Consider the following 24,865-nt stretch of genomic DNA (forward strand, 5'->3'; position numbering starts at 1 on the left):
TTGCTACAGGCGCGTCGGGAACGGAGCGGGCTCAGAGGTCATCGTCGTCGACGATCTCGATCGCGGCCACCTCGGCGGACCGGTCGTCCGCTTGGTCCTCGGCGCGCGTGTCACGGGCCGTCCACTCCTGATCCAGCTCGTCCTCGATGCCGATCGCGCCGTCGTCCTCGTCCTCGTGGTAGCGAATGCGCAGGTCGTCGGGCGGATCCTCGATGTTGCGCCGGTACTCGCGGATCTCGTCGTCCTGGTCGTCGTCGCCCATGTCGGTCTCCAACGGGTCACGGTTCATACCCTCGGTATCCCCATTGCTCGCCTGGGCTAACGCGGCCACGAAAACGGCGGCCCCGGCCGAAGCCGGAGCCGCCGTTCGCGCGCTAGGAGTCCTATGCGTTGCCGTTGAAAAGACCGGTCACCGAGCCGTTTTCGAAGACCTCGCGGATGGTGCGGGCCAGCAGCGGCGCGATGGAGAGCACGGTCAGCTGCGGGAACTTCTTCTCCTCGGTCAGCGGCAGGGTGTTGGTCACCACGACCTCCTTGGCGCCGCAGTTGGCGAGGCGCTCGGCGGCCGGCTCGCTCAGCACGCCGTGGGTCGCGGCGATGACCACGTCACCCGCGCCCGCGTCCTTGAGCACCTTGACCGCGCCCGCGATGGTGCCGCCGGTGTCGATCATGTCGTCGATCAGAATGCAGGTGCGGCCCTCGACCTCGCCGACCACGCGGTTGGACTTGACCTGGTTGGGCACCAGCGGGTCGCGGGTCTTGTGGATGAAGGCCAGCGGCGAGCCGCCCAGCGAGTCGGCCCACTTCTCGGCGACGCGCACCCGGCCGGAGTCGGGGGAGACGACGGTGATGTGCTCGAGGCTGTAGTTGGTGCGGACGTACTCCGCCAGCTGCACCTGCGCGTGCATGTGGTCGACCGGGCCGTCGAAGAAGCCCTGGATCTGGTCGGTGTGCAGGTCGACGGTGATGATCCGGTTGGCGCCCGCGGTCTTCAGCAGGTCGGCGACCAGTCGGGCCGAAATGGGTTCGCGGCCGCGGTGCTTCTTGTCCTGGCGGGCGTACGGGTAGAACGGCAGCACCGCGGTGATCCGCTTGGCCGAGCCGCGCTTGAGCGCGTCGATCATGATGAGCTGTTCCATCAGCCACTGGTTCAGCGGAGCGGGGAAGCTCTGCAGGACGAAGGCGTCGGAGCCGCGCACCGACTCCTCGAACCGGACGAAGATCTCGCCGTTGGCGAAGTCTCGCGCGACCTGCGGGGTGACGTGGACGTCGAGTTCCTTGGCGACCTGCTCGGCCAGCTCAGGATGGGCGCGTCCCGAGAAGAGCATCAGGTTCTTCTGGTTGTCGATCCATGACGCGGTCACTGCTGATTGCCATCCTTTTGCTCTATTGCCTGACCCGACATCTCCTTGGCCGCGATGGCTTCCGCCGCCGCGCGCGCCGCGTCCGTCCCTGGACGGTGTCGCTGCACCCAGCCCTCGATGTTCTTCTGCGGTCCACCGGACACCGCGAGAGCTCCGGGCGGAACGTTTCTGCGCAGTACAGTACCCGCCGCCGTATAGGCCCCGTCACCCACCGTCACCGGCGCGACGAACATGGTGTCGCTGCCGGTGCGCACGTGCGACCCGACTACGGTGTGGTGCTTGCTGACGCCGTCGTAGTTGACGAAGACGCTGGACGCGCCGATGTTGCTGTACTCGCCGATGGTGGCGTCGCCGACGTAGGTCAGGTGCGGGACCTTCGAATGCGCGCCGATCGAGGCGTTCTTGGTCTCGACGAACGCGCCGAGCTTGCCCGCGTCGCCCACGATGGTGCCGGGACGCAGGTAGGCGAACGGGCCGATGGTGGCCTTCGGGCCGATGGTGGCGCCCTCGCCGTGGGTGCGGACGACCTTCGCCCCGTCGCCGACGATCACGTCGGTGAGCGTGCTGTCCGGCCCGACCTCCGCGTCCTCGCCGACAACCGTGTTGCCGAGCAGCTGCACGCCGGGCCGGATCACCGCGTCCCTTCCGATGCGCACGCTGGCGTCCACCCAGGTGGAAGCCGGATCCATGATCGTGATGCCCGCGCGCATGTGACGTTCCAGGATGTAGCGGTTGAGCGTGCGTGCCGCCGAGGCCAGCTGCACCCGGTCGTTGACCCCGGTGACCTTGGCCGCGTCGACCAAGCGCGCGCCGTGCACGGGGTGACCGGCTTCCCTGGCCAGGCGCAGCACGTCGGTCAGGTACAGCTCGTGCTGGGCGTTGGCGGTGGAAAGGCGGCTGATCATGGTGCGCAGCACCGCGGCGTCGAACGCGTACACGCCGGAATTGACCTCGGTGATCGCGGCCTGTTCCGGGGTGGCGTCGGCGTGCTCGACGATCTCGGCGAGCTGGCCTTCCGCGTCGCGGACGATGCGGCCGTAGCCGTTGGGGTCCGGCGGCACGAAGGTCAGCACGGTGACCGCGGGGCGTTCGGCGTAGCTGCGGTGCTCGTCGAGCAGCGCGGCCAAGGTGTGCCCGTCCAGCAGCGGCACGTCGGCGGAGGTGACCAGCACGTCGCCGGTGAAGCCCACCGGAAGGGCGGCCAGCGCGCACTGCACCGCGTGACCCGTGCCGAGCTGCTGTTCCTGGATCGCCGGGGTGATCTCCCTGGCGAGGTCGTCGGCCACCGCGGCCACCGCCGCGCCGACCTGTTCGCGATCGTGCCCCACCACGGTGATGAGGTACGCGGGGTCGATCTCGTTCGCCGCATGCAGCGCGTGCGCGAGCATGCTCCGTCCGGCCAGCGAATGCAGGACCTTGGGGGTCTTCGACCGCATTCGTGTCCCGGCACCGGCTGCGAGAACGACGACGGCGGTCTGCTGTGGCATGGATCTCCCTCGGCTGCCTGTCCTCGTGCTGGGCGTCGTCGTGCTTGGTCAGCGATGTGCGGGCCAACGATAAGTCATCGTGCTCTCGAGCTCCGCCGCCAGGACTCGAACCTGAACTCTCTGAACCAAAATCAGATGTGCTGCCATTACACCACGGCGGATTGCCACATCGGCGGTTGGCGAAACCCCCGCCGGTGTGCCACGGCACGGGATGAATCCTCGCATACTCGGCCGCCTCCCCGCGAATTGTTCTCCGCGTCGCATCTGGTATTCGCGCCCGACCAGCGGAGGAGCGCCGGCGTCCTCCGACCGGGCAGCTCGGATCGCGGATCGCCGGAGACCGCCGACTCCGGCGGAGCTCGCCCCACGCTGGTCGGTCGCCGCAGCCGCCGGCCGAGCGCTGCCCGCCGAGCACTGCTTGCGGCGACCACAGCCGGGCGCTCGACGGCTGGATTCCGGCAATCAACCGATCCGTCAGGTGACCCCCTGATTCCGCTCGGACATGGGTAACTCACCGGAACGTCCGAAAGCCGAGCGGCACCTCACGTAGGACCTGCACGCGAATCGCGCGCTCGCCACCTGGTACGGCCCGCAATACGCGGCGAGGCGGTCTGCCGGAATACACGGAGAGGCGGTCTGCGCGCAGAGGCGATCTGCGCGAGCCCCGGAGAGGCGGACCGCCGACCGGTCTGGGACAGTGGTATCCGAATGTCGGTGTCGTGCGTCGGAGCCGATGCGACGGCTGACTCGGCACGCACGAGGGCAATCCGCCGGGCCCCGGCTGCGACTGTCGGCTCGGAGGGACCGTCGCGGCACTCACAACCGGCAACAACGCGGGAAGGGCGGAGGAGCAGGGGTGTCTTCGGGTGAGTCGCATCGAGTGTCCCGGCCGCGGATGACCGGCACCCAGCGGCGTCAGCAGCTGATCGAGATCGGGCGCGCGCTGTTCGCCGAACGCGGTTACGACGCGACCTCCATCGAGGAGATCGCGCAACGCGCCCAGGTCTCCAAACCCGTGGTGTACGAACACTTCGGCGGCAAAGAAGGGCTGTACGCGGTCGTCGTCGATCGGGAGATGTCCATGCTGCTGGACATGATCACCTCCTCGCTCACCCGCAACCGCTCGCGCATCCGGCTCGAACAGGTCGCGCTGGCGCTGCTGACCTATATCGAAGAACGTACTGACGGGTTTCGAATTCTGGTGCGCGATCAGCCCGCCGCCGCCGCCGAGGGCAGGTACTCCAGTTTGCTCAACGAGGCGACCAATCAGGTGGCGCACATCCTGGCCGGGGATTTCGAGCGGCGCGGGTTCGACACCAGTCTGTCGACCTTGTACGCGCAGGCGCTCGTCGGGCAGGTCGCCACCGCCGCGACCTGGTGGCTGGACGAGCGCAAACCGTCGAAAGAGGTTGTGGCGGCCCACTTGGTGAACCTGTGCTGGAACGGGCTGAGCCATCTCGAGGCCGATCCGCAGCTGAGTTCGGAATGGCGCGCGGGCGCCGGTGAGTGACCCGGATTGTTAACCAGCAAATTGCGCGGCGGGTCTCGCCGAATGCTCGAATTGGCTGCCGGGCGCGCGCCTGGTGGTACGGTTCACCCATCCTTTGGGTGCTGTTCGGGCGGTAAGTCGGTCAACTTCGGGATGTCGGTCTACTTCAGGATGGCTGGTTTTTGGGATGACAGGCGGATCTGATGGCTAGGCAAGCGCGCGCGGAGATCACCCGCGACTCCGTCCTGGCAGGCGCTGCCGATGTCTTTCTGCGCTTGGGGTATGCGAACGCGAGCCTGAGCGAGATCATCGCGCAGTCCAACGTGACCAAGGGCGCCTTGTATTTTCACTTCGGCTCCAAGGAAGAGTTGGCGCGCGCCGTGGTCGACCAGGGCAACGAGCGGCTCACCAGCTCGTGTCAGGGCTTCTTCGATCCCAGGGTGCCCGCGCTGGAGGCGTGCATCGGCATCACCTATGTCGTCGCCGATCTATCGATGAACGACCCGATGGTCGGCGCGATGCTGAAGCTCAACCACCAGATCGGCGACTACCGCGGCGCCCAAGGCGACAACATCGCCAAGAACTGGGGCGACACCTACCGGCTGCTCGCCGAGCGGGCTATCGCCCAGGGCGACCTGATCGCCGACCTGGACGCGGAGGTCATCGGCCTGCTGTGGCAGGAGATGGCCGCGGGCGTGCACATCATCGCCGTCGGCACCGAATCCATCGACCAGATGGCGGTCCGGATGGAACGTGCCTGGTACTTCCTGCTCCCGGCCATCGTTCCGGCCGAAAAACTGTCGTACTTCCGGGAATTCGCGGCAAGGCGGTTGCGGCGCTACGTGCCGTAACTTTGGCCGCGACTTCGTCGCGGCGTGTTCGCGGCCCTCTTGTGGCTCGCGTGTGCGCGACCGCCGCTTGCTCCTTCGTCGCGTACGCGGCGGCCGCGCACACGCGAGCCGGGCCGCGAACGGCGGATGCTCGGTCTCGCTTCGCTCGAAAGTCGTGGTTGTGGTGCGCTGGGCACGTTGGTGACCAAGCTCGCTACCCGGGTACGCAATTGCGCGTGGGCAGCTGTCGGGCCGCCCGAGCGACCGCCGCTTGATCCCTCGTCGCCTACACGTTCGCGGCGCGCACGCGCGAGCCGGGCCGCGGAACAGGCTCGGTCTTGCTTCGCCCGAAACTGGGCGCTGAGGTGCGCTGGGTGCGACGGTTGCCGAGCTCGGCATAGGGCGCGCGTTGGTCGGTGGTCGCTCTGTGTGGGCGGTGGACGTGGGAATGTGGGCGGGCGCGAATGGCGCTTGGTTCATTTCGCTAAACGCCGAGGGTTCGGTTTGTGTGGGTTGCGCTGGTGCCCGTGTCGGGGCAACGTTCGGCTGTCGAGTCACGGGGCCGGGCCCGAGGGATGGGTAATCTCGCGGCATGCATCTGCATCGGACCTTCCACAATCCTCCGGCTCTGCCGCATGAGGTGGTGATCGCGGTATTGGAGCGGGCGCTCGGAGACCGGGCGTACGAGGGCGAGGCGGCGGATGCTCTGGTGGGCAGCGCCTTGAACGACGACGATCGGGAGTTCGTCGAGCATTGGTGCGTGCAGGTCGGAACGCGAGCTGTTTCCGGAAGCCCTCTGCTCGGGCTGGCCGGGCTGTGCCTGGGACATACCGCTCGGCGGTTCGGGCGGCTCAGCGATGAGTCCGTCGCGTTGGCGCGCTCCTTGGCGGCACGTGCCGAGGCGGATCCGTCGGATGTGGACGGGCGGGCACTCGACGGCCTCGATGACGTCCGGAGTTTTCTGCACCTCTGGTGAAGCAGGCCCCCGCAGTGTGGGTCGGGCGAGGTCTTGGGGGCTCGCTTTACCGCCGGCGGGAGCCGGAGGGCGGCCGTGTCGGCGACGAAATCGGTCGCGGATGGTCGCTCCGGCGCAGGGCAGGGGCGGCAGTCTCCTCGCGGCGGCGCGGGCGCTGGAGAAACGGGATGCGCGCTTCACTAGACTCGGTTGGCCGCTCGAAACGTGTCGCCTGCGCTCAGGAGTTGTCGATGTCCACCCACCGCCCCCCGTTGGCGGGACTGGCCGCCGCGGCCGGTGCCGATGCCTCGCTGCGGACCGTCGCGGAGCTGATCGGCACCTCGTCGGTCGAGTTGGTCGCGCCGTCGGCGGTGCGGCCGTTCGTCGCGTCCCGTATGGCCGCCGAGCGGCCGTTGGTGGTGGTCACGGCCACGGGGCGGGAGGCAGACGACCTGACCGTCGAGCTGGTGGAGATGCTCGGCCCCGCGGTCGCGCAGTTCCCGTCCTGGGAGACGCTGCCGCACGAGCGGCTCTCGCCGGGCGCGGACACGGTGGGACGCAGGCTCGAAGTGCTGCGCAGGATCGCGCACCCCGACGACCCGCATTTCCCCGCGCCGCTGCGCGTGGTGGTGACCACGGTGCGGTCGCTGATGCAGCCGATGGCGGGCGGGCTCGGCGATATCGAGCCGGTCGTGCTGCGCGTCGGCGCCGAGCTGGACTTCGACGAACTGCTCACGCGACTGGTCGAATTCGCCTACACCCGCGTCGACATGGTGGGCAAACGCGGCGAGTTCGCGGTGCGCGGCGGCATCCTGGACGTCTTCCCGCCCACCGCCGACCATCCGGTGCGCGTGGAGTTCTGGGGCGACGAGATCACCGAGCTGCGACCGTTCTCCGTCGCCGACCAGCGCTCGCTGCCCGACGTCGCGGTGGACGTCGTGGTCGCCACGCCGTGCCGGGAACTGCTGCTCACCCCCGAGGTGCGCGAGCGCGCCGCCGAGGTCGCCGTCGCCAACGCGGCCGACGCGGCGCTGGTGGAGATGCTGGAGAAGCTGGCGCAGGGCATCCCGGTCGAGGGCATGGAAGCGCTGCTGCCTGTGCTGCAACCCGGACAGTTGTGCCTGCTCACCGAGGTGCTGCCGGAGGGAACCCACATACTGCTGTGCGATCCGGAAAAGATCCGGACCCGCGCGGCCGACCTGGTGCGCACCGGCGAAGAATTCCTGGAGGCCTCCTGGACCGCGGCCTCGTTCGGCGGCGCCGCGCCGCTCGGCGGGCATGGGCTCGACCTGGCCGCCTCGGCTTACCGCCCGCTGCCCGAGGTGCACGCCGACGCCGACCGGCAAAGTCTGCCTTGGTGGACGCTGAGCCCGCTCGCTTCAGGGGATGCGTCGGAGGTCGTGCTGCCCGTCCTGCCCGGCCCGGCCGCGCGCGGGTCCGACGAACTGGTGGCGACCATGTTCGCCTCGTTGCGCGCCCACGTGCTCACCGGCGGCAAGGCGGTGGTGGTCGTCGCCGGTCACGGCACGGCGCAGCGCATCATGGAACGGCTGGCGGAGGCGGAAGTGCCCGCCGCCGCGCTGGACGCCGGCGCGGAACCGAACGAGGGCGTGGTGGGCGTGCTGTGCGGTTCGCTGCACGACGGCCTGGTCTTCGAGGGCGCGGGTCTGGTGGTTGTCGCCGAATCCGACCTCACCGGCAACCGCGTCACCGCGCCCACCGAGGGCAAGCGGATGCCCGCGAAACGCCGCAACCAGGTCGATCCGCTGGCGTTGAGCGCAGGTGACATGGTGGTGCACGACCAGCACGGCATCGGCAAGTTCGTGGAGATGATCGAGCGCACCGTCGGCGGCGCGCGCCGCGAGTACCTGGTGATCGAGTACGCGCCGAGTAAACGCGGCCAGCCCGGCGACCGGCTGTTCGTGCCGATGGAGTCGCTGGACCAGCTGTCCCGCTACGTCGGCGGCGAGATGCCCAGCCTGTCCAAGCTCGGCGGCTCGGACTGGGCCAACACCAAACGCAAGGCGCGCAAGGCCGTTCGCGAGATCGCGGGCGAGCTCGTGCAGCTGTACGCCGCACGCCAGGCGGCGCCCGGCCACGCCTTCGGGCCGGACACGCCGTGGCAGAAGGAGATGGAGGACGCGTTCGCGTTCACCGAGACCGTCGATCAGATGACCGCCATCGCCGAGGTGAAGGCGGACATGGAGAAGCCGGTCCCGATGGACCGCGTGGTCTGCGGCGACGTCGGCTACGGCAAGACCGAGATCGCGGTGCGCGCGGCTTTCAAGGCGGTGCAGGACGGCAAGCAGGTCGTCGTGCTGGTGCCGACCACGCTGCTCGCCCAGCAGCACTTGCAGACCTTCACCGAGCGCGTCGCGGGTTTCCCGATCACCGTGAAGGGCCTGTCCCGCTTCACCGACCCGGCCGAGGCCCGCGCGGTGCTGGAAGGCATGGCCGACGGCAGCGTCGACATCGTGGTCGGCACGCACCGGCTGTTGCAGACCGGCGTGCGCTGGAAGGACCTCGGTCTCGTCGTGGTCGACGAGGAACAGCGGTTCGGCGTCGAACACAAGGAGCACATCAAGGCGCTGCGCACGCACGTCGACGTGCTCACCATGTCGGCCACCCCGATCCCGCGCACCCTGGAGATGAGCCTGGCCGGAATCCGCGAGATGTCGACCATCCTCACCCCGCCGGAGGAGCGTCATCCCGTGCTCACCTACGTGGGCGCCTACAACGACAAGCAGGTCACCGCCGCGATCCGGCGCGAACTGCTGCGCGACGGCCAGGTGTTCTACGTGCACAACCGGGTGTCGTCGATCGACAAGGCCGCCAAGCGGATTCGCGATCTGGTGCCCGAGGCACGCGTGGTGGTCGCGCACGGCCAGATGAACGAGGACGCGTTGGAGTCCACCGTGCAGGGCTTCTGGCAGCGCGAATACGACGTGCTGGTGTGCACCACGATCATCGAGACCGGCCTGGACATCTCCAACGCCAACACCCTGATCGTGGAACGCGCCGACGCGCTGGGCCTTTCGCAGTTGCATCAGCTGCGCGGCCGGGTCGGGCGCAGCCGGGAACGCGGCTACGCGTATTTCCTGTATCCGCCGGAGAAGCCGCTCACCGAGACCGCCTACGACCGGCTGGCCACCATCTCGCAGAACTCCGATCTCGGCGCGGGCATGGCGGTCGCGATGAAGGACCTGGAGATCCGCGGCGCGGGCAACGTGCTCGGCGCCGAACAGTCCGGTCACGTCGCCGGCGTCGGTTTCGACCTCTACGTGCGGTTGGTCGGGGAGGCCGTCGAGGCGTATCGCGCCGCGGCGGACGGCAAGCCGATCACCACCGAAGAGGTCAAGGAGGTGCGCATCGACCTGCCCGTCGACGCGCATATCCCGCCCGACTACATCGCCAGCGACCGACTGCGCTTGGAGGCATACCGCAAACTCGCCGCCGCGCAGGATGATTCGGCACTGGCGCAGGTCGTGGAGGAACTCGTCGACCGGTACGGCCCGTTGCCGGTGGAGGTGGGCCGCCTGGTGTCGGTGGCCAAGTTGCGGCTGCTCGCCCGCGAGTACGAGGTCACCGAGATCGCGGTCACCGGGACCACCTTGAAGATCTCGCCGCTGCACCTGCCCGATTCCAAGCAGTTGCGCCTCAAGCGGCTCTATCCGAGCGCGGGTTACCGGGCCGCGTCCGGGGTGGTGCAGCTTCCGCTGCCGCGCGTGCAGGACAGCGTCGGGGCGGAGCGCGTGCGCGATGTCGTGCTGCTGCAATTCGTCGCTGATCTGTTGCTGGCGCTGGACGGGAAGGCGCAGGGAGCGGTCGATCTCACCGTCGCCGCCGAGATGGCGCCGCGATGAGTTCGATCCGCGACGAGTCCGTCCTGCGGGCTGCCCGTCATCGCGCGGCGCACGACGGGGAATCGGAGCCGCGCACCGACACGGCGGTGGTCGCGGCGGGGCTGGCCGGAGCGGTCGAGGTCATGGACCGCCTCTGGCATTTCGGCGGCTGGGAGGTCACCCAGACCCACGACTCGCTGCGCCCCTACCTGCTCGAGGAGACCTACGAACTGCTCGACGCCATCCAGCACGAGGATGCCGAGACGATCAAGGAAGAACTCGGCGACCTGCTGCTGCAAGTGCTGTTCCACTCCCGGATCGCTGAGGCCGCAGGCGAATTCACCGTCGATGACGTCGCGGCCGCGCTGGTCGCCAAGCTGGTCAACCGCAGCCCGCACCTGGTGGACTCCGCGATCGATCCCGACGCCTCGGCGGCCGAGAAGATCGCCGCCCAGGAGCGTGCTTGGGAAGAGCGCAAATCCGCCGAGAAATCCCGCCGCTCCTGCCTGGACGGCATAGCCATGGCTCAACCTGCTTTGGCTCTCGCCGAGAAGGTCGTCTCCCGCAGCACCAAAGCGGGCCTCCCACCCGACCTGGTTCCCGAAGCCCTCCGCGTCGTCCATCTCGGCGGCCCGGAAAGCGCCGAAGAACGCCTCCGCAAAGCGACGCTGACCTTCGCCGCCGCCATCCGAGCGGCCGAGGATGCCGCGGAAAAGGAACGCGGCGAACGTCTTCCGCTCACCGCGGAGGATTGGCGCGCCTTCTGGGAGTAGGAACCCGCCTGCGGTCACATCCGCGCGGTCGTCCGTACCAGGGGACACTGGAAGAATGCCGTATCCCGAACTGAACGCCCGACCACAATGGCAATCAACCGGCAACGGCAAATTCCCCGTCGCCGCCCACGTAGACGGCCAATGGTGGGTCCTGCGAATCAACGGCTTCCCCGACCACCCACTATGGACCCTGTTCATCGACGGCGCCCCCCGCTTCGACATCGACGACGTCCCATCCACCTGGGACCGCCCGAGCCCCCGATCCGCCCCACCCCTCGACCCCGCCACCACCGGCCGAATCCTGAGCCCGATCCAGCACTTCAGCGCCTACGGCAGCGAAGCAGGCGCCCCCTGCAACGACCCGTTCTGCTGCGGTTGAGCGAACCGATCGGTGAACCAGCACCCCACTGGCCCGACCATTCAGCGATCCTGCGGTGGGATCTCACCGAATCTACTCCGAAGCCGCAGACGCGATGCCACGCTGATCTGTTTGTTCCCTGGGCAATACACGGCAGGAGTGTGAGACATGACCGATGAGGGCGGCTCGACCCTCACCAAGCGCCAGCTCGGCAGGTATCTGCGTGACGGGCGCAGTGAACTCGGCGCGACGCTGGAGGAAGTCGCGGCCATGATGCAGTGGAGTAAGAGCAAACTCTCGCGCATCGAGAAGGGCGAGAGCGGCGGTGTCCTACGTGAGTTGGATATCCGGGAGTTGTCGCGTATCTACGGGTTCGATGACGACAAAACCACGGCGATGGTCGGCTTGGCTCGGCAGACGGATGCGAAGTGCTGGTGGCACACCTTCGACGACGTGATCCGAAAAAGCTTCAACATGTACGTCGGGCTCGAATTCGCCGCAACGTCCTTGACGATGTTCCGCCCGAATCTGGTTCCGGGAATTCTTCAGACCCCTGACTACTCCAGAGCGCTCGATCGCATCTACTTCCCCGACGATACGGACCAGGAACTGGACCGGCGAGTGCAGTTGCGGATCAAGCGACAGGCAGTCATTACCCGACGTGTGCGTCCGATAACGCTGAAAGTGATTTTGCAGGAAGCTGCCCTGAGGACGTTGGTGGGAAGCCGGAAGACGATGGCAGCGCAGCACCGGCACATCGCGGACATGAGTACTCGCGACAACGTGGAGGTGCGGATACTTCCGTTCGCAGCGGGATTTCCCGTCGGTCTGTACGTCGGGCCGTACGTGATCCTGGACTTCGGCTTCGACTCGAAAGGGGAGAAGGTAGCGCCGTCGGTTGTCTTCCTCGAAGGCTACGCGGGCGACATGTACCTTGAACGAGCGCAGGATGAGCGGATGTACCGAAAGGCGTTCGCTGCCACCGAGAGCGCGGCGTTGGACCCGGTGCAGAGCAGGCACCTGCTCCGGCAGGTAGCGAGGGAGTTTGCGGTATGAAGGTCGATCTATCCACGGCTGAGTGGTTCAAGAGCACGCGCAGCGCCGGTGGCTCGGAATGCGTCGAGGTCGCGTTCCTCGACGGCGGTGTCGGTGTCCGCGACTCGAAGAATCCCGCTGGCCCAGCGCTGATCTTTTCTCCGACCGAATGGGATGCGTTCACCGCCGGAGTTGCCGAGGGCAAGTTCTCCCGGTCGGTGGCGCGATAGCGACATCTTAGCGCTCTGGCTGGGTCGGTCGCAGGTGCCCAACGTTACGCGCGGGTCCTCCGGTTCTCGGTGCCGATAGGTCACCGGCCGGAAGACCCTTGCGGCGAAACAGGATCGAACGCTCAGACGTTGACGCCGTAGTCCCTGGCGATGCCCGCGAGGCCGGAGGCGTAGCCCTGGCCGATGGCGCGGAACTTCCACTCGTTGTTGTGGCGGTAGAGCTCGCCGAAGATCATGGCCGTTTCGGTGGAGGCGTCTTCGGTGAGATCGTAGCGGGCCAGTTCTACGCCGGTGGCGGCGTCGACGACGCGGATGAAGGCGTTGCGGATCTGGCCGAACGACTGGCCGCGGGCGTCGGCGTCGTGGATGGACACCGGGAAGAAGATGTTGGTGATGCTCGGGGGAGCGGCGGTGAGGTCGACGTTGATCACCTCGTCGTCTCCTTCGCCCGCGCCGGTGAGGTTGTCGCCGGTGTGCTCGATGGAGCCGTCGGGCGAGCGCAGGTTGTTGTAGAAGACGAAATGCTGATCGGACAGCACCTTCAGGTTCGGTCCGCAGGCGAGCGCGCTGGCGTCGAGGTCGTAGTCGGCGCCGGTGGTGGTGCGCACGTCCCAGCCGAGCCCCACCGACACCTTGGTGAGATTAGCGGCCTGCTTCGACAGCGAGACGTTGCCGCCTTTGGCCAGAGTGACGCTCATGATCCCCTTCCGCGCGGCACGGCCGGTGCCGCCTCTTCTCTGCTCCCGGGAACGCCGGGCCGATTCAGTTCTGGTGGTCTGCCCAGGAACGCAGGGTGTCGACCCGGCCGCGCAGCGCGCGCAGTTCGCTCTCGTCGTCCAGCACGGTGCGCTGGATGCCTTGCACGACCGCGAAAGCCGACTGGCGGTGATCATCGATGACGTCGACGTCGATGCGGACGGCGACGTAGTCGTCGGCGTCGGGCATCCGCTCGGCGACCACGTGCGCGGTGCCCCTGGCGCACATCGCCACGTTGCCGCCGCCGAGGATCAGCAGCGCCACCTCGGGCTGCTCGCGCAGCCGCGCCAGCGAGCCGCGGTCGTGCTTCAGGCTGATCAAGATGCGCCGGTCACCGGCCCGCACGGGCCAGGACACCGGAATCGCGTGCGGCGCAGGGTCGGTGGTCACCAGCACGCCGATCGTCTCCAGCGGCCATTCCGGCAGTACGTCCAGCTCGGGATGATCTGTCGAGTTGTGCTGACGTTGGGCGGGGCTCGCTCCGGCTGCCATCTTCGTCACCTCATGGATCGTCGAGCGCGGCGGGCTGTACCGCGCTTGATAGCAGTCTAAGACGCTGTGCCCCTTGTGCGCTGGCGCTGGGCGCTTTGTCCGGACCGCTTTCCGGTGCCCGTGGGGCCGTGCCCGGATCCGGTCAGGCCGCGACCAGGGCGGGAATGTCCAGCGCCGCCGCCCATTTTCGGGCCATGTCCCGGACGCGGACCTCCGTCGACGCGTCGTGTCGCGCGTGCTCGCCCACCTGGACGGCGCCGCGTGCGGTCAGCTTCTCGGCGATGATCTCGCCGCCACGGTTGAATGTGTCGCCGTACACGATGTCGCCGAGCCCGAAGACGGCGAAGCGCAGGCCGCTGAGATCCGGGGTGTCGCGGTCGAGCGCGTCGGCGAAGGGTTCGGCGCCGGTCGGCAGCTCGCCGTCGCCGTAGGTCGAGCACACGACGACGTGGAAGTCGCGGACGTCCAGATCCGCGATGTCGAAGTCCGTCATGTCGTGCACCGAGACGTCGTGCGCCTCGCGCAGTTGCTCGGCGATGCTGTCGGCCGCGGACTCCGCGGTGCCCATCTCGGTTCCGAACAGAATGACGACGCGCACCGGCACAACCCTTCCTCTTGTATTGGTGAGGCTATCCTAACCGCATTGCGGAGTGTGTGCTACGCCCGGGTAGGAGCCACAGCTGCACTGATTGACGGAATGTCGAACGCGTTGCATCATTCGTAGAGGTGCCCGGAGTTTCCTGGGCAGACCAATTCAGCCGGCCGATGACCGTCCGGCGTGCGACTGCCGCCCGTGCCCTTCGATCGTTCCCGCACGAGTGCAGCGCTTCCATTGACGACGCCATGCGCGTCCGGCCGTGAGTGAGGTGAAACGAAATGGTCTACCAGTCGTCTGCATACCGGGTGATCAATTCGTACCCGCGCTTCGGCAGCCTCCCCCACTTCTGAATGTCACCGCGCCAGGCGCGCGGTCCGCGCACGTCGATGCCACGGCATCGACGGATCGCCGCTCGGCGCGGTGCCCCGGACGGAACGACAGACCGGCGGTTCGACGGAAGTGAGGCAGTCATGATGGACAGGGGAGCAGTGAATTCGGGGGCGGTGGAGATGGTCACGCGGCCCATGGCGAGCAATCTCGCCGTGTCCGCCGCGATGATCGAGGATCTGGCCTATCTGCGCGCGGAGCTGGCCGCGGCGGAGGTGCCGTTCCTGCTCGTGCGCGACAGCGGGCACCGGCTGGTGCTCGCGGCCGACGCGGCGCACCGCCTGATGGTGCGCCGGGTGACCGCCACGGCCGTGTCGGCGGGATTCTCCTGTGCCGAGGTGCAGCAGAACGTCTTCCGGCTCGGGCGCGACCACGATCCGGCCCATCACGTCGAGCTGGAACTGTGGGAGTACCACGGCGACACGGTGACCTGTCCGCGCCCGAACGCGCTGACCCGCACCGTTTTCGACCTCGCCGACGTCCAGCGAACCCAGGTGCGGCTGTTCGACCGGACCTGGCCCACCCTGGCCGACATGTTCGCGCCACAGACCGGTGACGTCGGCTTCGACATCGACCTGGTGTTCTCCTGGGTGGACGGCTCCGATCCGGAATTCCGCGCCCGCCGCGCCGGGATGCTCGCCCAGGTCGTGGTCGGCGAGGGCGACGACGCGGACGCCAGGATCCGCCAGATCGACGAACTGAAGTACGCCCTGCGGTCGGTGCACAAGAACGCGCCGTGGATCCGCAGGATCTTCATCGCGACCGACTCCACGCCCCCGGAGTGGCTGACCGCGCACCCGAAGGTGACCGTGGTGCGGGCGGTGGACCACTTCCGCGACGTCAGCGGCTTGCCGGTGTTCAACTCGCACGCGGTGGAGTGCCAGTTGCAGCACATCGATGGGCTCAGCGAGCACTTCCTGTACTCCAACGACGACATGTTCTTCGCGCGTCCGGTGCGCCCGTCGATGTTCTTCACGCCGGGCGGGGTGAGCCGCTTCATCGAAGCGGACACGAGGATCGGGCCCGGTCGCAACAACGAGCGGCGCAGCGGTTTCGAGAACGCCGCGCGGGTGAACCGGGCGCTGCTGGCGGAGCGCTTCGGTTACGTCATCACGCGGCACCTGGAGCACACGCCGGTGCCGTTGCGGCGCAGCGTGCTCATGGAGATGGAAGAGGAGTTCGCCGCGGATTTCGCGCGCACGAGCGCGAGCCGGTTCCGCGCGGCCACCGACATCTCGGTCACCAATTCGCTGTATCACTACTACGCGCTGTTCACCGGGCGCGCGGTGCCGCAGGAGGCGGCGAAGGTGCGGTACGTCGACACCACGAGCTACGGCGGGCTGGCCCTGCTCGACGGGCTGGCGCGTCATCGCGACGTCGACTTCTTCTGCCTCAACGACGGCAGTTTCCCCGAGGTCGCCGAATCCGAACGGGTGCGGATCGTGTCGGAGTTCCTCGCCAGGTACTACCCGGAACCGGGACCGTGGGAACGGCTCAGCACACCGCCTCGTCATCCGCTTCCGGAGTCGACGCAGGGCGCCGCATGACGTGCGGAATGCGCGCGGCCGGCGGGATCACGATGCCTTCCTCCGTCAGCCGCTGCCGCGCCTGCTCCGGCGTGGCGGGCGCGCCGACCGTGCGACCGCGCTCGATGGGCACCACCGAGTGCACCACGGTGTCCGGATAGATGTGCACGTAGTTGAAGGCCTGCGCGCCGTCCCGGCCGCGCAGGCCGCCCTGCGCCACGCCGAGATCCTGGCTGTAGCAGGTGGCCGACGCCACCGAGACGGGGATGCCCGCGAACGTGGCGTTGGTGGAGAAGTGCAGGTGCCCGGCGAGGATGGCACGCACGTCGGTGCCGTCCAGCACGTCGGCCAGGCGGCGCTGATCCCGCAGTTCCACGGTGACGGCCAGGTCGACCACGCAGGGCACCGGCGGATGGTGCATGGCCAGGATGGTGCCGAATGGCGCGGGTTCGGCCAGGACCGAGCGCAGCCATTCCAGCTGGCCGTCGGAGATCTCCCCGTAGTGGTGCCCCGGCACCGAGGTGTCCAAGGCGACGATGCGCAGCCCGTCGATCAGGTGCACCCGGTCCAGCGGGGAAGTCGTGGGGTACTCGCCGAGCAGGCGGGCGCGCAGAGCGGCGCGGTCGTCGTGGTTGCCGGTCACCCAGACGAGGGAGGTCTGCAAACTTCTAGCGAACGGCTCGACGATCGACTTCAGCTTGGCGTACGCGGCGGGCTCGCCTCGGTCGGTGAGATCGCCGGTGAACACCACCGCGGTCGGGCGGATACGGCTCGCCGCCGCCTGTTCGAGTAGCTGCCGTAATCGCAGGTCGGGGTCGACATCGCCGTACAAGGGGTCGTCGCCCGCGATGAGATGTGTGTCGCTGAAGTGGAACAACACGTGATCCGGACGCGGATACTCCGCGACTCTGGTGATGGACACCGGACCGAATCCCTCCCGGCGGGTTGCCCGCCATTGGCTTGACTCCGTCGCCACGATAGCGCCGGTTACGGACAGGTTTCCCGGCATTCGGTGAAGACTCGCCGTCGGGAGGGTTAGGTTTCGGTGTCGAACGCTGGGCGAACGCAGCAGATGTGGGATTGGTCACTGGCCGATGGCATCTGCGGCGCGCAGGGCCTCCACGACCATCGCGACGTTCACGGTGAAGGGTTCGTTGTGGATCGTCTCGCCCGGAGCGGTCGCGCGGCGCGCGATGGCCCGCAGCGTCTCGTCGTCGGCGTCGGGCAGTCCGAGGGCGGCCAGCGTGGTCGGCAAGCCGACCTCGGCGCAGAAACCGAGCACCGTGCCGATCTCGGACGCGGGCGCACCCTCCAGCACCAATTGCGTGAGGGTGCCGAAGGCGACCTTCTCGCCGTGCAGGAACGGGCGCGTTCCCGCGGCGGCGGTGAGGCCGTTGTGCACGGCATGGGCCGCGGCCAGTCCCGACGATTCGAAGCCGAGCCCGGACAGCAACGTGTTGGCCTCGACGACGCGCTCCAGCGCCGGTGTGACGCTGTGCGTGCGGACCGCGGCCAGCGCTTGCGCCCCGTCGGCGAGCAAGGTGCGGTAGCAGAGCTCGGCCAACGCGGTGGCGCTGCGCGTCGAAGCGCCGCCGCGCATGTTGCGCACCTGGGCGGCACTGCACGTGCGCGCCTCGAACCAGGTCGCCAGCGCGTCGCCCATGCCCGCCGCGAGCAGCCGGGGCGGGGCCTGCGCGACGACCGAGGTGTCCACCAGCACCAGTGCCGGATTGCGCCGCACCAGCTGATAAGCCTCGAACTCGCCCGAGTCGGTGTAGATCACCGACAGCGCGCTGCACGGCGCGTCGCTGGAGGCGGTGCTGGGGCAGCTGATCATCGGCAGATCCAGGTCGTCGGCGACCGCGCGCGCCGCGTCGAGCACCTTGCCGCCGCCCGCGCCGAGGACGACCGTGCTGCCGGATTCCTCGACGGCGTGGGCGATGCGGGCGATCTCCGCCCGGCTGCATTCACCGCCGGACAGATGGATCGAATAGGCGATCTTCGCGTCCGTCAGCGAGCGTTCCCAGGTGGCCGCGAGCAGCCGGAAGGCGCTGGAACCGGCCACGATGAGCACCGGCCCGCCGATCCCGAGGCGGGTCATCTCCGCGCCGAGCGCGGCGGTCGCGTCCCGGCCCTGCACGTAGTGCCCCGGTGAGGAGAACACGCTGAGCATCCGGCACCTCCCGCTCCCGGCCGCAACCGTCATGAGCCCGGCCGACGACGACGTTTCAACGCTACGCGACGCTTCCGTCGCCACGGCCGTGGTCGACGGAACTCGCCGCGCGCTCCACGGCGCGTCGCTTCGTGCTGCGGTGCCGGTGCGGGTTCGGCCCTCCGGCGCTTCCGGCGGGCCCGGAGCGCGTGGTCCGCGCCGCGCTCGGAACGTCTTCCCCAGCCGCGACGATCCCGCGAGCGCGAGGACCTGCTCAGCTCTGGGTCGTCAATGTTTCCGGCAGCAGGTGCGGCCGTTCGCGTTCCTTCTCGTCGAGCAGGGCGAAGTAGCGGCGCAGCATCAGAACGGCCGTGGTGGCCAGGCCCGCGGTGAGTCCCCACCAGACGCCGGCGGCGCCGAGGCCGGCCGGGTAGGCCAGGAGCAGGGCGACGGGCAGGCCGACGCCCCAGTAGCCGATCAGCGAGAGCCGGAAGCCCGCGTTGGTCGCCTTCAGGCCGCGCAGCAGGCCGGTGCCGATGTTCTGAGCGGCGTCGAAGAACTGCAGCACGATGCCGATCAGCAGCAAGGTGTGCGCCACGCGGATGGTGTCGGTGTCCGAGGAGTCCAGGAAGGGGCGCAGCACCAGGTCGGGAGCCACCACGTACACCGCGCCCGTCAGCGCGGCGATCACCGCGGCGTGCCGCAGCGCCAGCCAGGCCAGCGCGCGGGCGTGCGCGTGCTCGTCGCGCGCGACCGCGTGGCTGACCAGGATCGACGCGCCGTGCGAGAGGCCGATCGCCACCTGGAACACGATGTAGATGATCTGGTAGACGACGTTGTGCGCGGCCAGCGCCGCCGGGCCGATGCTGCCCATGACCAGCGCGAGCACCGAGAACATCCCGGCCTCCGAGCCGTAGGTGAGCGCGATCGGCGTGCCGAGTCGCAACTCGGCGCGCACGGTGGACAGGCGCACCGGCAGCGGCGTCATGGGCAGCGTTCGCCCGAGTTCGTCGTCGCGCCACACCATCGCCCAGAACACGCCGAAGGTGATCAGGAAGACCAGCGAGGTCGAGACCCCGATACCGGTGAGCCCGAGTTCGGGCAGTCCGCCCTTGCCGTGGATGAAGCCGAGGGCGAGCGCCAGATTCAGCACCACCGAGCCGAGGGTCACCAGCAACAGCGCCTGCGGGCGTTGCATGCCGACCGTGTACTGGCGCAGCACCTGGAACCACAGGCACGGCAGCAGCCCCGGCGCGAGCGCCACCATCAGCGGACGGGCGTCGGCGAGCACTCCCGGGTCCTGCCCGAGCCAGGGCAGCACCCAGCCGAGCCCGATCAGCACCGCGCCGCCGAGCACACCGGCGACCGTGGCGATCGCGAAGCTGGAGCGCAGCAGATCGCGGATCTCCGGGTCCGGCGACTCACCGCGCTTGCCCGCCGCGCTCACCGCGGTGGCGATCTGGTTGCCGCTGGCGGTGATCAGTCCGACGCACATGGTGCGGATCTGGTTGAACAGCACGATCGCCAGACCGCCCGCGGCCACCTGCCGCACGCCGAGGGTGCCCATCAGCGCGATGTTGGTGGTGGACACCGCGATCTGGGCGAGCTGGGTCAGCGCGATCGGCGTCGCGAGCGCGGTGAGCCGCCCGCCGTCGCCGCGGAAACTCGTCACGATCACCGGTTCTCCTTCGCAGAGGGCGGGAGAGTTGTCCCGCGCGGGGGCAGCGTCACACCGTACGGCCGACCGGACTTCACCGCGCTTCCACCAACGTGGTCCTGGCGGCGGGCGTGTAGCGCCGCAGCAGCAGCGCCACCTCGCGTTCGGTGCCTGCGTCCAGCAGGTCGCGCTCGTTCATCCACTCGTCGTCGAACACCGTGTCCAAGTACTTCTCCCCGCCGTCGCACACGATGGTGACCACGGTGGAGCCCGGTGGGAACTCCTCGAGCCGGGTGAGCGCGGCGTACACCGAACCGCCCGCAGACCCGCCGATCATCAGGCCCAGCTCGGCCGCCACCGCGCGGGCGGTCGCGAAGGCCGCCACGTCGGTGACCTTCACGCCCTCGTCCAGCAGCGAATAGTCGACGGCGGTGCCGATGGTGGCGCCGGGCGGGGTGCCGGTGCCCGACTGCCAGTACGGCCCGCCCGGCCCGCCGAAGGCGATCGAGCCGACCGGTTCGACCCCGATGACGTACGGCGTGCAGCCGAGCTGGCGCAGGCGGGTGGCGGTGCCGAACAGCGAGCCTCCGGTGCCCACGGCGGACAGCAGGATGTCGACGCGCTCGACGTCTTCGAGCAATTCCTCGGCCACCGGGTAGTAGCCCACCGCGTTGGCGTCGTTGTTGTGCTGCTCGGTGAAGTAGGCGTCGTCCCGCTCGGCCGCCATCGCCTCGGCGAGGTCCTCCCGTGCCGAGGTGGCCAGGTTGTCGTCGCCCTCGTCGGCGACGAACACCAGTTCCGCACCCATTGCCCGCATCGCGCGCAGTTTGTCCTTACATGCGTGATGGTCGACCACTGCGGTGAAGCGATACCCACGTTCCGCCGCGACTACCGCCAGGCCCAGCCCGGTGTTCCCGGACGTGGACTCGATGATATGTCCGCCACTGCGCAGCAAACCGCGCCGCTCGGCGTCGAGCACCATCTCGCGCGCCATCCTGATCTTGGCCGCGCCGGTCGGGTTGAACTGCTCCAGTTTCAGTAGCAGGCGAGTGCCCGTCGCGGTGGCCGCGAGCTCGAACAGCGGCGTGCGGCCGATCAGATCCGTCACGCGCGTGACGAGCGGCATTGATGTCTCCTGGTTCTGTCGGGTGGTCGGGTCAGTTGCCGTCGCGTGTCCAGCGGAAGCGCTCGCCGGGTGCGTCGTGCAGGACGACTTTCGGTGGGATGGGCAGTTCATGGAAGGCGGACTCGTTCGAATCCATCTGGTAGCCGGCGGTATTGGGATAGATCAGCAGATCGCCGACCTCGGCGGGGCGGGGCAGCGGCACCCGCCGCCAGCTCAGCATGTCGGAATCCAGACAGGTGGCCGCGCCGACGCTGGTCGGTGTCACGGCGCCGGGGCGCGCGGGCCACAGGACCGGATCGGGCAGGTACTCGCTGTCGAACCATTGCTCCGAGAGACTGAGGCTGGTGCCGTCGACGGTGAGCAAGCGGTAGGGCTCGCCGTGCGCGTGCCTGACCTTGCTGCCCTGGACGCGGAAGACGGTGCAGCCCGCGTGCGCGAGCAGCGCGCGTCCCGGCTCGATGGCCAGCCGCACGGCGTTGTCGCGCAGCCGCCCGGCGAGATCGGCGTGGTCGAGGATCTGGGCGAGCATGGCCGCGCCGGGCACCGGAAAGTGGTACGGATAGTACGAATCGAAGGACTTCCCGGAGTGGAACCACTGCCTGTCCACTCGCGCGGTGAACTCCATCGCGGCCTCCGCCGGGACGTAGTCGACACCGAAGCCGCCGCCGATCGACACGGTGGTGGCCGGATGGCCCAGGGTGCGCGCGTGCAGGCAGCGGGCGATCAGCTCGCCCGCCAGTTCCGCGCGTGCCACCGCGTCGTAGCCGGACAGGTGGAAACTGAAGCCTTCCAGTCGAATCGACTCGTGTGCGCCGCACAGCGCGACGGCGGCATCGATTTCGCCGGAGGTCATGCCGAACCGGCTGGCCGATGCCGCGGGCAGCACGCGGATCAGCACGCGGGCGGGCTCGTCGGGGAACGCCAGCCCGGCGAGCCGTTCGAGTTCCCCGAGATCGTCCACGGCGATCAGCGCGCCGTGCCGGGCGGCCAGCCACAGCAATTCGTCGGCCTTGGCCGGGCCGGTCACCATGAGTTCGTCACCGCGCACGCCCTGTGCCAGCGCGGCGGTCAATTCACCGACGCTGGCGACGTCGACGCCGGCGCCGTGTTCCGCGCACGCCCGCGCGACGCACGCGGCCTTGTTCGCCTTCTTGCCGTAGTAGATGGCGCCGTGCACCCCGGCGTGCGCGAACGCGGCGCGGAACGCCCGGATGTTCTGCCCGACCCGCGCCGGATACATCACGTGGAACGGGCCGCCCAGCGCGAAAGCCAGGTCGCCGAGCAGATCCGGATCGGCGAGCAGGCGGCGCTCCCACGGATCGAGATGCGCGGGCATCGGCGCGGCGCTGATCGAATCGCGCTCCGCCGCCTCGTTCCCCGGCTCCACGGTGACACTCACGTGTTCTAGTCCCACAGCGGCACCTCCGTGCCACGGCCTTCCGCGATCGCCCGCTCCGCCAGCGCGTGGGCCACCGCGATGTCGGTCAGCACCAGCCCGCTGTTGTAGACGAAAATGCGCTCGTCGTCGGAGCGGCGCGCGACCGCGCGGCGATTCAGGATCTGCGGCAGCTCGGCGTCGACCGTGCGCAGCGTGCCGTCGGGTCCGGCCATGTCGGTGCCGGTCAGCGCCATCTGCTCGGCGCTGGTCGCGATCACGCGGTCGGCGTCGATCAGCGTCGACGGCGCGAGCCCGTAGCCGACCAGCACGGCCACCGAACCCGCTGCCAGATCGTCGGATTCGAGCGCAACCTCGGTCCCCGGGCCCGCCGTCGCGAGCACGACATCGGCGGTGGCCGCCGCGGCGCGTGGATCGGTGACGGTCTCGAGCAGCGCGTGCGGATGGTGTTCGGCGAGCCCGCGGTGCACGGCCGCCAAGCCCTCGGGGTGCGTTCCGTAGACCATCAGCTTGCGCAGCTGCGGGTTCGCCGCGAGCAGGTGCGGCAGGGCGTTGCGCCCCTGGGTGCCGGTGCCGATCAGCAGCACGCTCTGCGCGCCGCGCCGGATCGTCTCGCGCACCAGCAGGGCCGACACCGCGGGCGTGCGCAGCGCGCCGACCCGCGCGCAGTCCATCATCGCGATCGGCGCGCCGGTGCTGTCGTCGTAGAGCGTGATGGTGGTGTAGTACCGCTTCGTGCTGCGATCGTGGCCGGGGTCGAACTTGTAGGAGGTCTTCATCGCCACCACGCGCCTGCGGCCGTCCCGGCCGAGCATGGCGTAGGCAACCGACCAGCCGTCCGGGTTCGCGACGCTGAGCTTGCGCGGGTTGTCCGAATCGCCTGCCGCCAGCGCCAGATACGCCTCTTCCACCGCGCGCACCACCGCGGCCGGTGTGATCGGCACGTCGGCGAGGTCGCTGCGGCTCAACACCCGCAGGGGTGTGCTTCGGTCACGCGTGCTCAAGGGGTCCTCGATCATGTCGTACTGCATCCCGCTCCTGAGTGCCGCTCTCGACCGGCGGGGTGACCGCCGCTCGGAACGGGGCTACGGTTTGTTGCCCGTAGCCATTCTCGTCGGCTTCCTCGGCGCGCCGCCGCCGTTCGGGAAGCCGGATGTTCACTCGCTTGAGCCACCGGTCGGTGCCGTCGTATCGCGCGGTGAACGGCACCCGGCCGTGCACGGCGACGTCGTTGTCCACGAGCAACAGCTCGCCGGGGGACAGGGCGGCGGTCACGCAGACGCGTTCGAGTTCGGCGGCGAGGTGTTCGTAGGCCGCGCGGAACTCCGGGTCGGCGTCGGCGAGCGGGGTGTACGCCGGGTCGTAGCGCAGGGTCTGCTGCTCGGGGCCTGCGGCGCTCCACAGCGTTGGAACCGGTGTGGCCGTGTGAAATTCGTGGCCGTCGCCGTAGGAGACGTCCGGCAGGATCGGCAGTGTGGGAGTGCTGAGCAGTTCGCGCTGGGCGGTGGACAGCTCGATCCGGCGCACCGACGACACGGTGGTGCCGACCAGATCCGGGTTGCGCAGGCAACCGAGCATCAGCAGGTTGGCCCGCCGCGGATGGAAGGCGTCCTCGGTGTGCGGGCTCAGCAGCACTTTGCTGCTGGCCCCGGACTGCTCGTGCTCGTGACCGGCCGCGGGCACGATGTTGTTGACCAATCGCCCGTCCTGCTGGCCCTGCCAGCCGAACGGCTCGCCCGCACTGCGCGCCAGCAGCAGCATCACCAGGTCGAGTTCGAACGAATGCGCGCGCCGCCGCGGATCGCCGCTCCAGCGCGCCGCCTCCCGCCAGTTCGGCGGTGTCGGGCCGAACTCGTTGTCGGCCAGCGGAAGACGGCCGACGACGGCGGCGCCCGCGGCGGTGGCGGGCGGGCGCATGGCGTGACGGACCTCGTCGGGCAGACGCGCGGCGCCGGCATCGATCCGTTCGATGAGCGCCGGGTCCGTGAGGGTCCGGGCGGCGGCGGCCGGATCGGTGAGCGCGAGATCGAGTGTGGCGGAGATCTCTCTGGCCAGAGCGCGCACCGCACGGCCTGCCTCCGGGGAGAGCTCACGTCGTTCGAGATCTTGGGGGTGAAGCGTCTTACGTTCGGAGAGAACGCTTTTCACCGGGCTTCCCTTCTTCGCATCGGTGGGAAAAGCAGGGTTCACGATTAGTATGGGAAGGTAGCCCTTCGCACGTAGTGAAGCAAGGCTTACCTAAGCGAGTCGGGGAAAAAATAGCCAAATCGTATAACTTCGGCTCGGGGGTGGTGGGCTCGGCTTGCCCGAGCCGAGGTTTGCGGGAGATGCGCCCTAGCGCTGCCGTTTTGATGCCGGTATCGGTGAGTCGCGCAACGCATTAGGCTAGCCTGTCCTGATCGAAGCGCTGTG

Annotated in this window: 22 protein-coding genes and 1 tRNA gene; 9 read left to right on the forward strand and 14 right to left on the reverse strand. The window is 68.8% G+C overall.

All coding sequences use genetic code 11. From position 1 onward, the window contains the following. Positions 1 to 31 precede the first annotated feature (31 nt). From U3653_RS25050 to U3653_RS25065, 4 genes are all read right to left on the reverse strand, one after another. Positions 32 to 289 (reverse strand): hypothetical protein, encoded by a 258-nt coding sequence (locus tag U3653_RS25050; protein WP_195082479.1) that lies wholly within the window; start codon positions 287 to 289, stop codon positions 32 to 34. A gap of 94 nt (positions 290 to 383) precedes the next feature. After that, entirely contained in the window at positions 384 to 1,364 is a 981-nt protein-coding gene (locus U3653_RS25055) for a ribose-phosphate diphosphokinase (protein WP_195082480.1), read from the reverse strand. Then, the gene (gene glmU, locus U3653_RS25060) at positions 1,361 to 2,851 is read right to left on the reverse strand and encodes a bifunctional UDP-N-acetylglucosamine diphosphorylase/glucosamine-1-phosphate N-acetyltransferase GlmU (RefSeq protein WP_195082481.1); all 1,491 of its coding nucleotides are present in this window, start codon (positions 2,849 to 2,851) and stop codon (positions 1,361 to 1,363) included. Before glmU ends, U3653_RS25055 begins: the two co-directional genes overlap by 4 nt. A 90-nt stretch (positions 2,852 to 2,941) precedes the next feature. Further along, positions 2,942 to 3,012, reverse strand: a tRNA-Gln gene (locus U3653_RS25065). A 734-nt stretch (positions 3,013 to 3,746) separates the two neighbouring features. Here U3653_RS25065 and U3653_RS25070 point away from each other — a divergent pair. The 8 genes from U3653_RS25070 to U3653_RS25105 all read left to right on the forward strand — a co-directional run bounded on the left by U3653_RS25070 (position 3,747) and on the right by U3653_RS25105 (position 12,363). Beyond that, positions 3,747 to 4,361, forward strand: a complete 615-nt coding sequence (locus tag U3653_RS25070; RefSeq protein WP_067795280.1) for a TetR/AcrR family transcriptional regulator — start codon at positions 3,747 to 3,749, stop codon at positions 4,359 to 4,361. 182 nt (positions 4,362 to 4,543) lie between these two features. Next, entirely contained in the window at positions 4,544 to 5,191 is a 648-nt protein-coding gene (locus tag U3653_RS25075; RefSeq protein ID WP_067795276.1) for a TetR family transcriptional regulator, read from the forward strand. A 571-nt stretch (positions 5,192 to 5,762) separates the two neighbouring features. Continuing rightward, on the forward strand, positions 5,763 to 6,146 hold the full coding sequence (locus U3653_RS25080; protein WP_323124605.1) for a hypothetical protein: 384 nt from the start codon (positions 5,763 to 5,765) through the stop codon (positions 6,144 to 6,146). Positions 6,147 to 6,376: 230 nt separating this feature from the next. Beyond that, the gene (gene mfd, locus U3653_RS25085) at positions 6,377 to 9,988 is read left to right on the forward strand and encodes a transcription-repair coupling factor (protein ID WP_195082482.1); all 3,612 of its coding nucleotides are present in this window, start codon (positions 6,377 to 6,379) and stop codon (positions 9,986 to 9,988) included. Then, complete coding sequence (locus U3653_RS25090; protein ID WP_195082483.1) at positions 9,985 to 10,740, forward strand: nucleoside triphosphate pyrophosphohydrolase; 756 nt, start codon at positions 9,985 to 9,987, stop codon at positions 10,738 to 10,740. The genes mfd and U3653_RS25090 overlap by 4 nt, the downstream gene beginning before the upstream one ends. 55 nt (positions 10,741 to 10,795) lie before the next feature. Further along, positions 10,796 to 11,119, forward strand: a complete 324-nt coding sequence (locus U3653_RS25095; RefSeq protein WP_195082484.1) for a hypothetical protein — start codon at positions 10,796 to 10,798, stop codon at positions 11,117 to 11,119. Between the two features lie 147 nt (positions 11,120 to 11,266). Then, positions 11,267 to 12,154 (forward strand): helix-turn-helix domain-containing protein, encoded by an 888-nt coding sequence (locus U3653_RS25100; RefSeq protein WP_195082485.1) that lies wholly within the window; start codon positions 11,267 to 11,269, stop codon positions 12,152 to 12,154. After that, the gene (locus tag U3653_RS25105; RefSeq protein ID WP_195082486.1) at positions 12,151 to 12,363 is read left to right on the forward strand and encodes a DUF397 domain-containing protein; all 213 of its coding nucleotides are present in this window, start codon (positions 12,151 to 12,153) and stop codon (positions 12,361 to 12,363) included. The genes U3653_RS25100 and U3653_RS25105 overlap by 4 nt, the downstream gene beginning before the upstream one ends. 122 nt (positions 12,364 to 12,485) lie before the next feature. Here the strand turns inward: U3653_RS25105 and U3653_RS25110 are convergent, their stop codons facing one another. The 3 genes from U3653_RS25110 to U3653_RS25120 form a co-directional block, all read right to left on the reverse strand. Beyond that, the gene (locus tag U3653_RS25110; protein WP_195082487.1) at positions 12,486 to 13,061 is read right to left on the reverse strand and encodes a TerD family protein; all 576 of its coding nucleotides are present in this window, start codon (positions 13,059 to 13,061) and stop codon (positions 12,486 to 12,488) included. Positions 13,062 to 13,125: 64 nt separating this feature from the next. Next, positions 13,126 to 13,611 carry a pyridoxamine 5'-phosphate oxidase family protein gene (locus U3653_RS25115; RefSeq protein WP_195082652.1) on the reverse strand — a complete coding sequence of 162 codons (486 nt, stop codon included), beginning with the start codon at positions 13,609 to 13,611 and terminating at the stop codon, positions 13,126 to 13,128. 142 nt (positions 13,612 to 13,753) lie between these two features. Beyond that, the gene (locus U3653_RS25120; RefSeq protein ID WP_195082488.1) at positions 13,754 to 14,209 is read right to left on the reverse strand and encodes a flavodoxin domain-containing protein; all 456 of its coding nucleotides are present in this window, start codon (positions 14,207 to 14,209) and stop codon (positions 13,754 to 13,756) included. 470 nt (positions 14,210 to 14,679) lie between these two features. Here U3653_RS25120 and U3653_RS25125 point away from each other — a divergent pair, with 470 nt between their 5' ends. Beyond that, positions 14,680 to 16,143 (forward strand): stealth family protein, encoded by a 1,464-nt coding sequence (locus U3653_RS25125; protein ID WP_195082489.1) that lies wholly within the window; start codon positions 14,680 to 14,682, stop codon positions 16,141 to 16,143. Here the strand turns inward: U3653_RS25125 and U3653_RS25130 are convergent. From U3653_RS25130 to U3653_RS25160, 7 genes are all read right to left on the reverse strand, one after another. Continuing rightward, entirely contained in the window at positions 16,091 to 17,044 is a 954-nt protein-coding gene (locus U3653_RS25130) for a phosphodiesterase (protein WP_195082490.1), read from the reverse strand. The two genes, U3653_RS25125 and U3653_RS25130, sit on opposite strands and share 53 nt — an antisense overlap. A gap of 162 nt (positions 17,045 to 17,206) precedes the next feature. Next, complete coding sequence (locus U3653_RS25135) at positions 17,207 to 18,295, reverse strand: glycerol dehydrogenase (RefSeq protein WP_195082491.1); 1,089 nt, start codon at positions 18,293 to 18,295, stop codon at positions 17,207 to 17,209. A gap of 253 nt (positions 18,296 to 18,548) precedes the next feature. Continuing rightward, positions 18,549 to 19,946 (reverse strand): MATE family efflux transporter, encoded by a 1,398-nt coding sequence (locus U3653_RS25140; protein ID WP_397071415.1) that lies wholly within the window; start codon positions 19,944 to 19,946, stop codon positions 18,549 to 18,551. 79 nt (positions 19,947 to 20,025) lie between these two features. Beyond that, entirely contained in the window at positions 20,026 to 21,057 is a 1,032-nt protein-coding gene (locus U3653_RS25145; protein ID WP_195082493.1) for a PLP-dependent cysteine synthase family protein, read from the reverse strand. Between the two features lie 31 nt (positions 21,058 to 21,088). Then, on the reverse strand, positions 21,089 to 22,393 hold the full coding sequence (locus tag U3653_RS25150; RefSeq protein ID WP_195082653.1) for an alanine racemase: 1,305 nt from the start codon (positions 22,391 to 22,393) through the stop codon (positions 21,089 to 21,091). 68 nt (positions 22,394 to 22,461) lie between these two features. After that, positions 22,462 to 23,472 (reverse strand): ornithine cyclodeaminase family protein, encoded by a 1,011-nt coding sequence (locus U3653_RS25155; RefSeq protein WP_195082654.1) that lies wholly within the window; start codon positions 23,470 to 23,472, stop codon positions 22,462 to 22,464. Next, positions 23,444 to 24,601 (reverse strand): TauD/TfdA family dioxygenase, encoded by a 1,158-nt coding sequence (locus U3653_RS25160; protein ID WP_195082494.1) that lies wholly within the window; start codon positions 24,599 to 24,601, stop codon positions 23,444 to 23,446. Before U3653_RS25160 ends, U3653_RS25155 begins: the two co-directional genes overlap by 29 nt. Positions 24,602 to 24,865: the final 264 nt, after the last annotated feature.

The organism is Nocardia implantans (assembly GCF_035544775.1).
GTDB classification, from domain to species: domain Bacteria; phylum Actinomycetota; class Actinomycetes; order Mycobacteriales; family Mycobacteriaceae; genus Nocardia; species Nocardia implantans.

Coding starts and splice junctions, on each gene's coding strand:
- U3653_RS25050 (WP_195082479.1), bottom strand. CDS start 289: ATGAACCGTGACCCGTTGGAGACCGACATGGGCGACGACGACCAGGAC.
- U3653_RS25105 (WP_195082486.1), top strand. CDS start 12,151: ATGAAGGTCGATCTATCCACGGCTGAGTGGTTCAAGAGCACGCGCAGC.
- U3653_RS25070 (WP_067795280.1), top strand. CDS start 3,747: ATGACCGGCACCCAGCGGCGTCAGCAGCTGATCGAGATCGGGCGCGCG.
- U3653_RS25100 (WP_195082485.1), top strand. CDS start 11,267: ATGACCGATGAGGGCGGCTCGACCCTCACCAAGCGCCAGCTCGGCAGG.
- U3653_RS25110 (WP_195082487.1), bottom strand. CDS start 13,061: ATGAGCGTCACTCTGGCCAAAGGCGGCAACGTCTCGCTGTCGAAGCAG.
- U3653_RS25115 (WP_195082652.1), bottom strand. CDS start 13,611: ATGGCAGCCGGAGCGAGCCCCGCCCAACGTCAGCACAACTCGACAGAT.
- U3653_RS25135 (WP_195082491.1), bottom strand. CDS start 18,295: ATGCTCAGCGTGTTCTCCTCACCGGGGCACTACGTGCAGGGCCGGGAC.
- U3653_RS25155 (WP_195082654.1), bottom strand. CDS start 23,472: ATGATCGAGGACCCCTTGAGCACGCGTGACCGAAGCACACCCCTGCGG.
- mfd (WP_195082482.1), top strand. CDS start 6,377: ATGTCCACCCACCGCCCCCCGTTGGCGGGACTGGCCGCCGCGGCCGGT.
- U3653_RS25125 (WP_195082489.1), top strand. CDS start 14,680: ATGATGGACAGGGGAGCAGTGAATTCGGGGGCGGTGGAGATGGTCACG.
- U3653_RS25080 (WP_323124605.1), top strand. CDS start 5,763: ATGCATCTGCATCGGACCTTCCACAATCCTCCGGCTCTGCCGCATGAG.
- U3653_RS25150 (WP_195082653.1), bottom strand. CDS start 22,393: ATGCCCGCGCATCTCGATCCGTGGGAGCGCCGCCTGCTCGCCGATCCG.
- glmU (WP_195082481.1), bottom strand. CDS start 2,851: ATGCCACAGCAGACCGCCGTCGTCGTTCTCGCAGCCGGTGCCGGGACA.
- U3653_RS25090 (WP_195082483.1), top strand. CDS start 9,985: ATGAGTTCGATCCGCGACGAGTCCGTCCTGCGGGCTGCCCGTCATCGC.
- U3653_RS25075 (WP_067795276.1), top strand. CDS start 4,544: ATGGCTAGGCAAGCGCGCGCGGAGATCACCCGCGACTCCGTCCTGGCA.
- U3653_RS25145 (WP_195082493.1), bottom strand. CDS start 21,057: ATGCCGCTCGTCACGCGCGTGACGGATCTGATCGGCCGCACGCCGCTG.
- U3653_RS25095 (WP_195082484.1), top strand. CDS start 10,796: ATGCCGTATCCCGAACTGAACGCCCGACCACAATGGCAATCAACCGGC.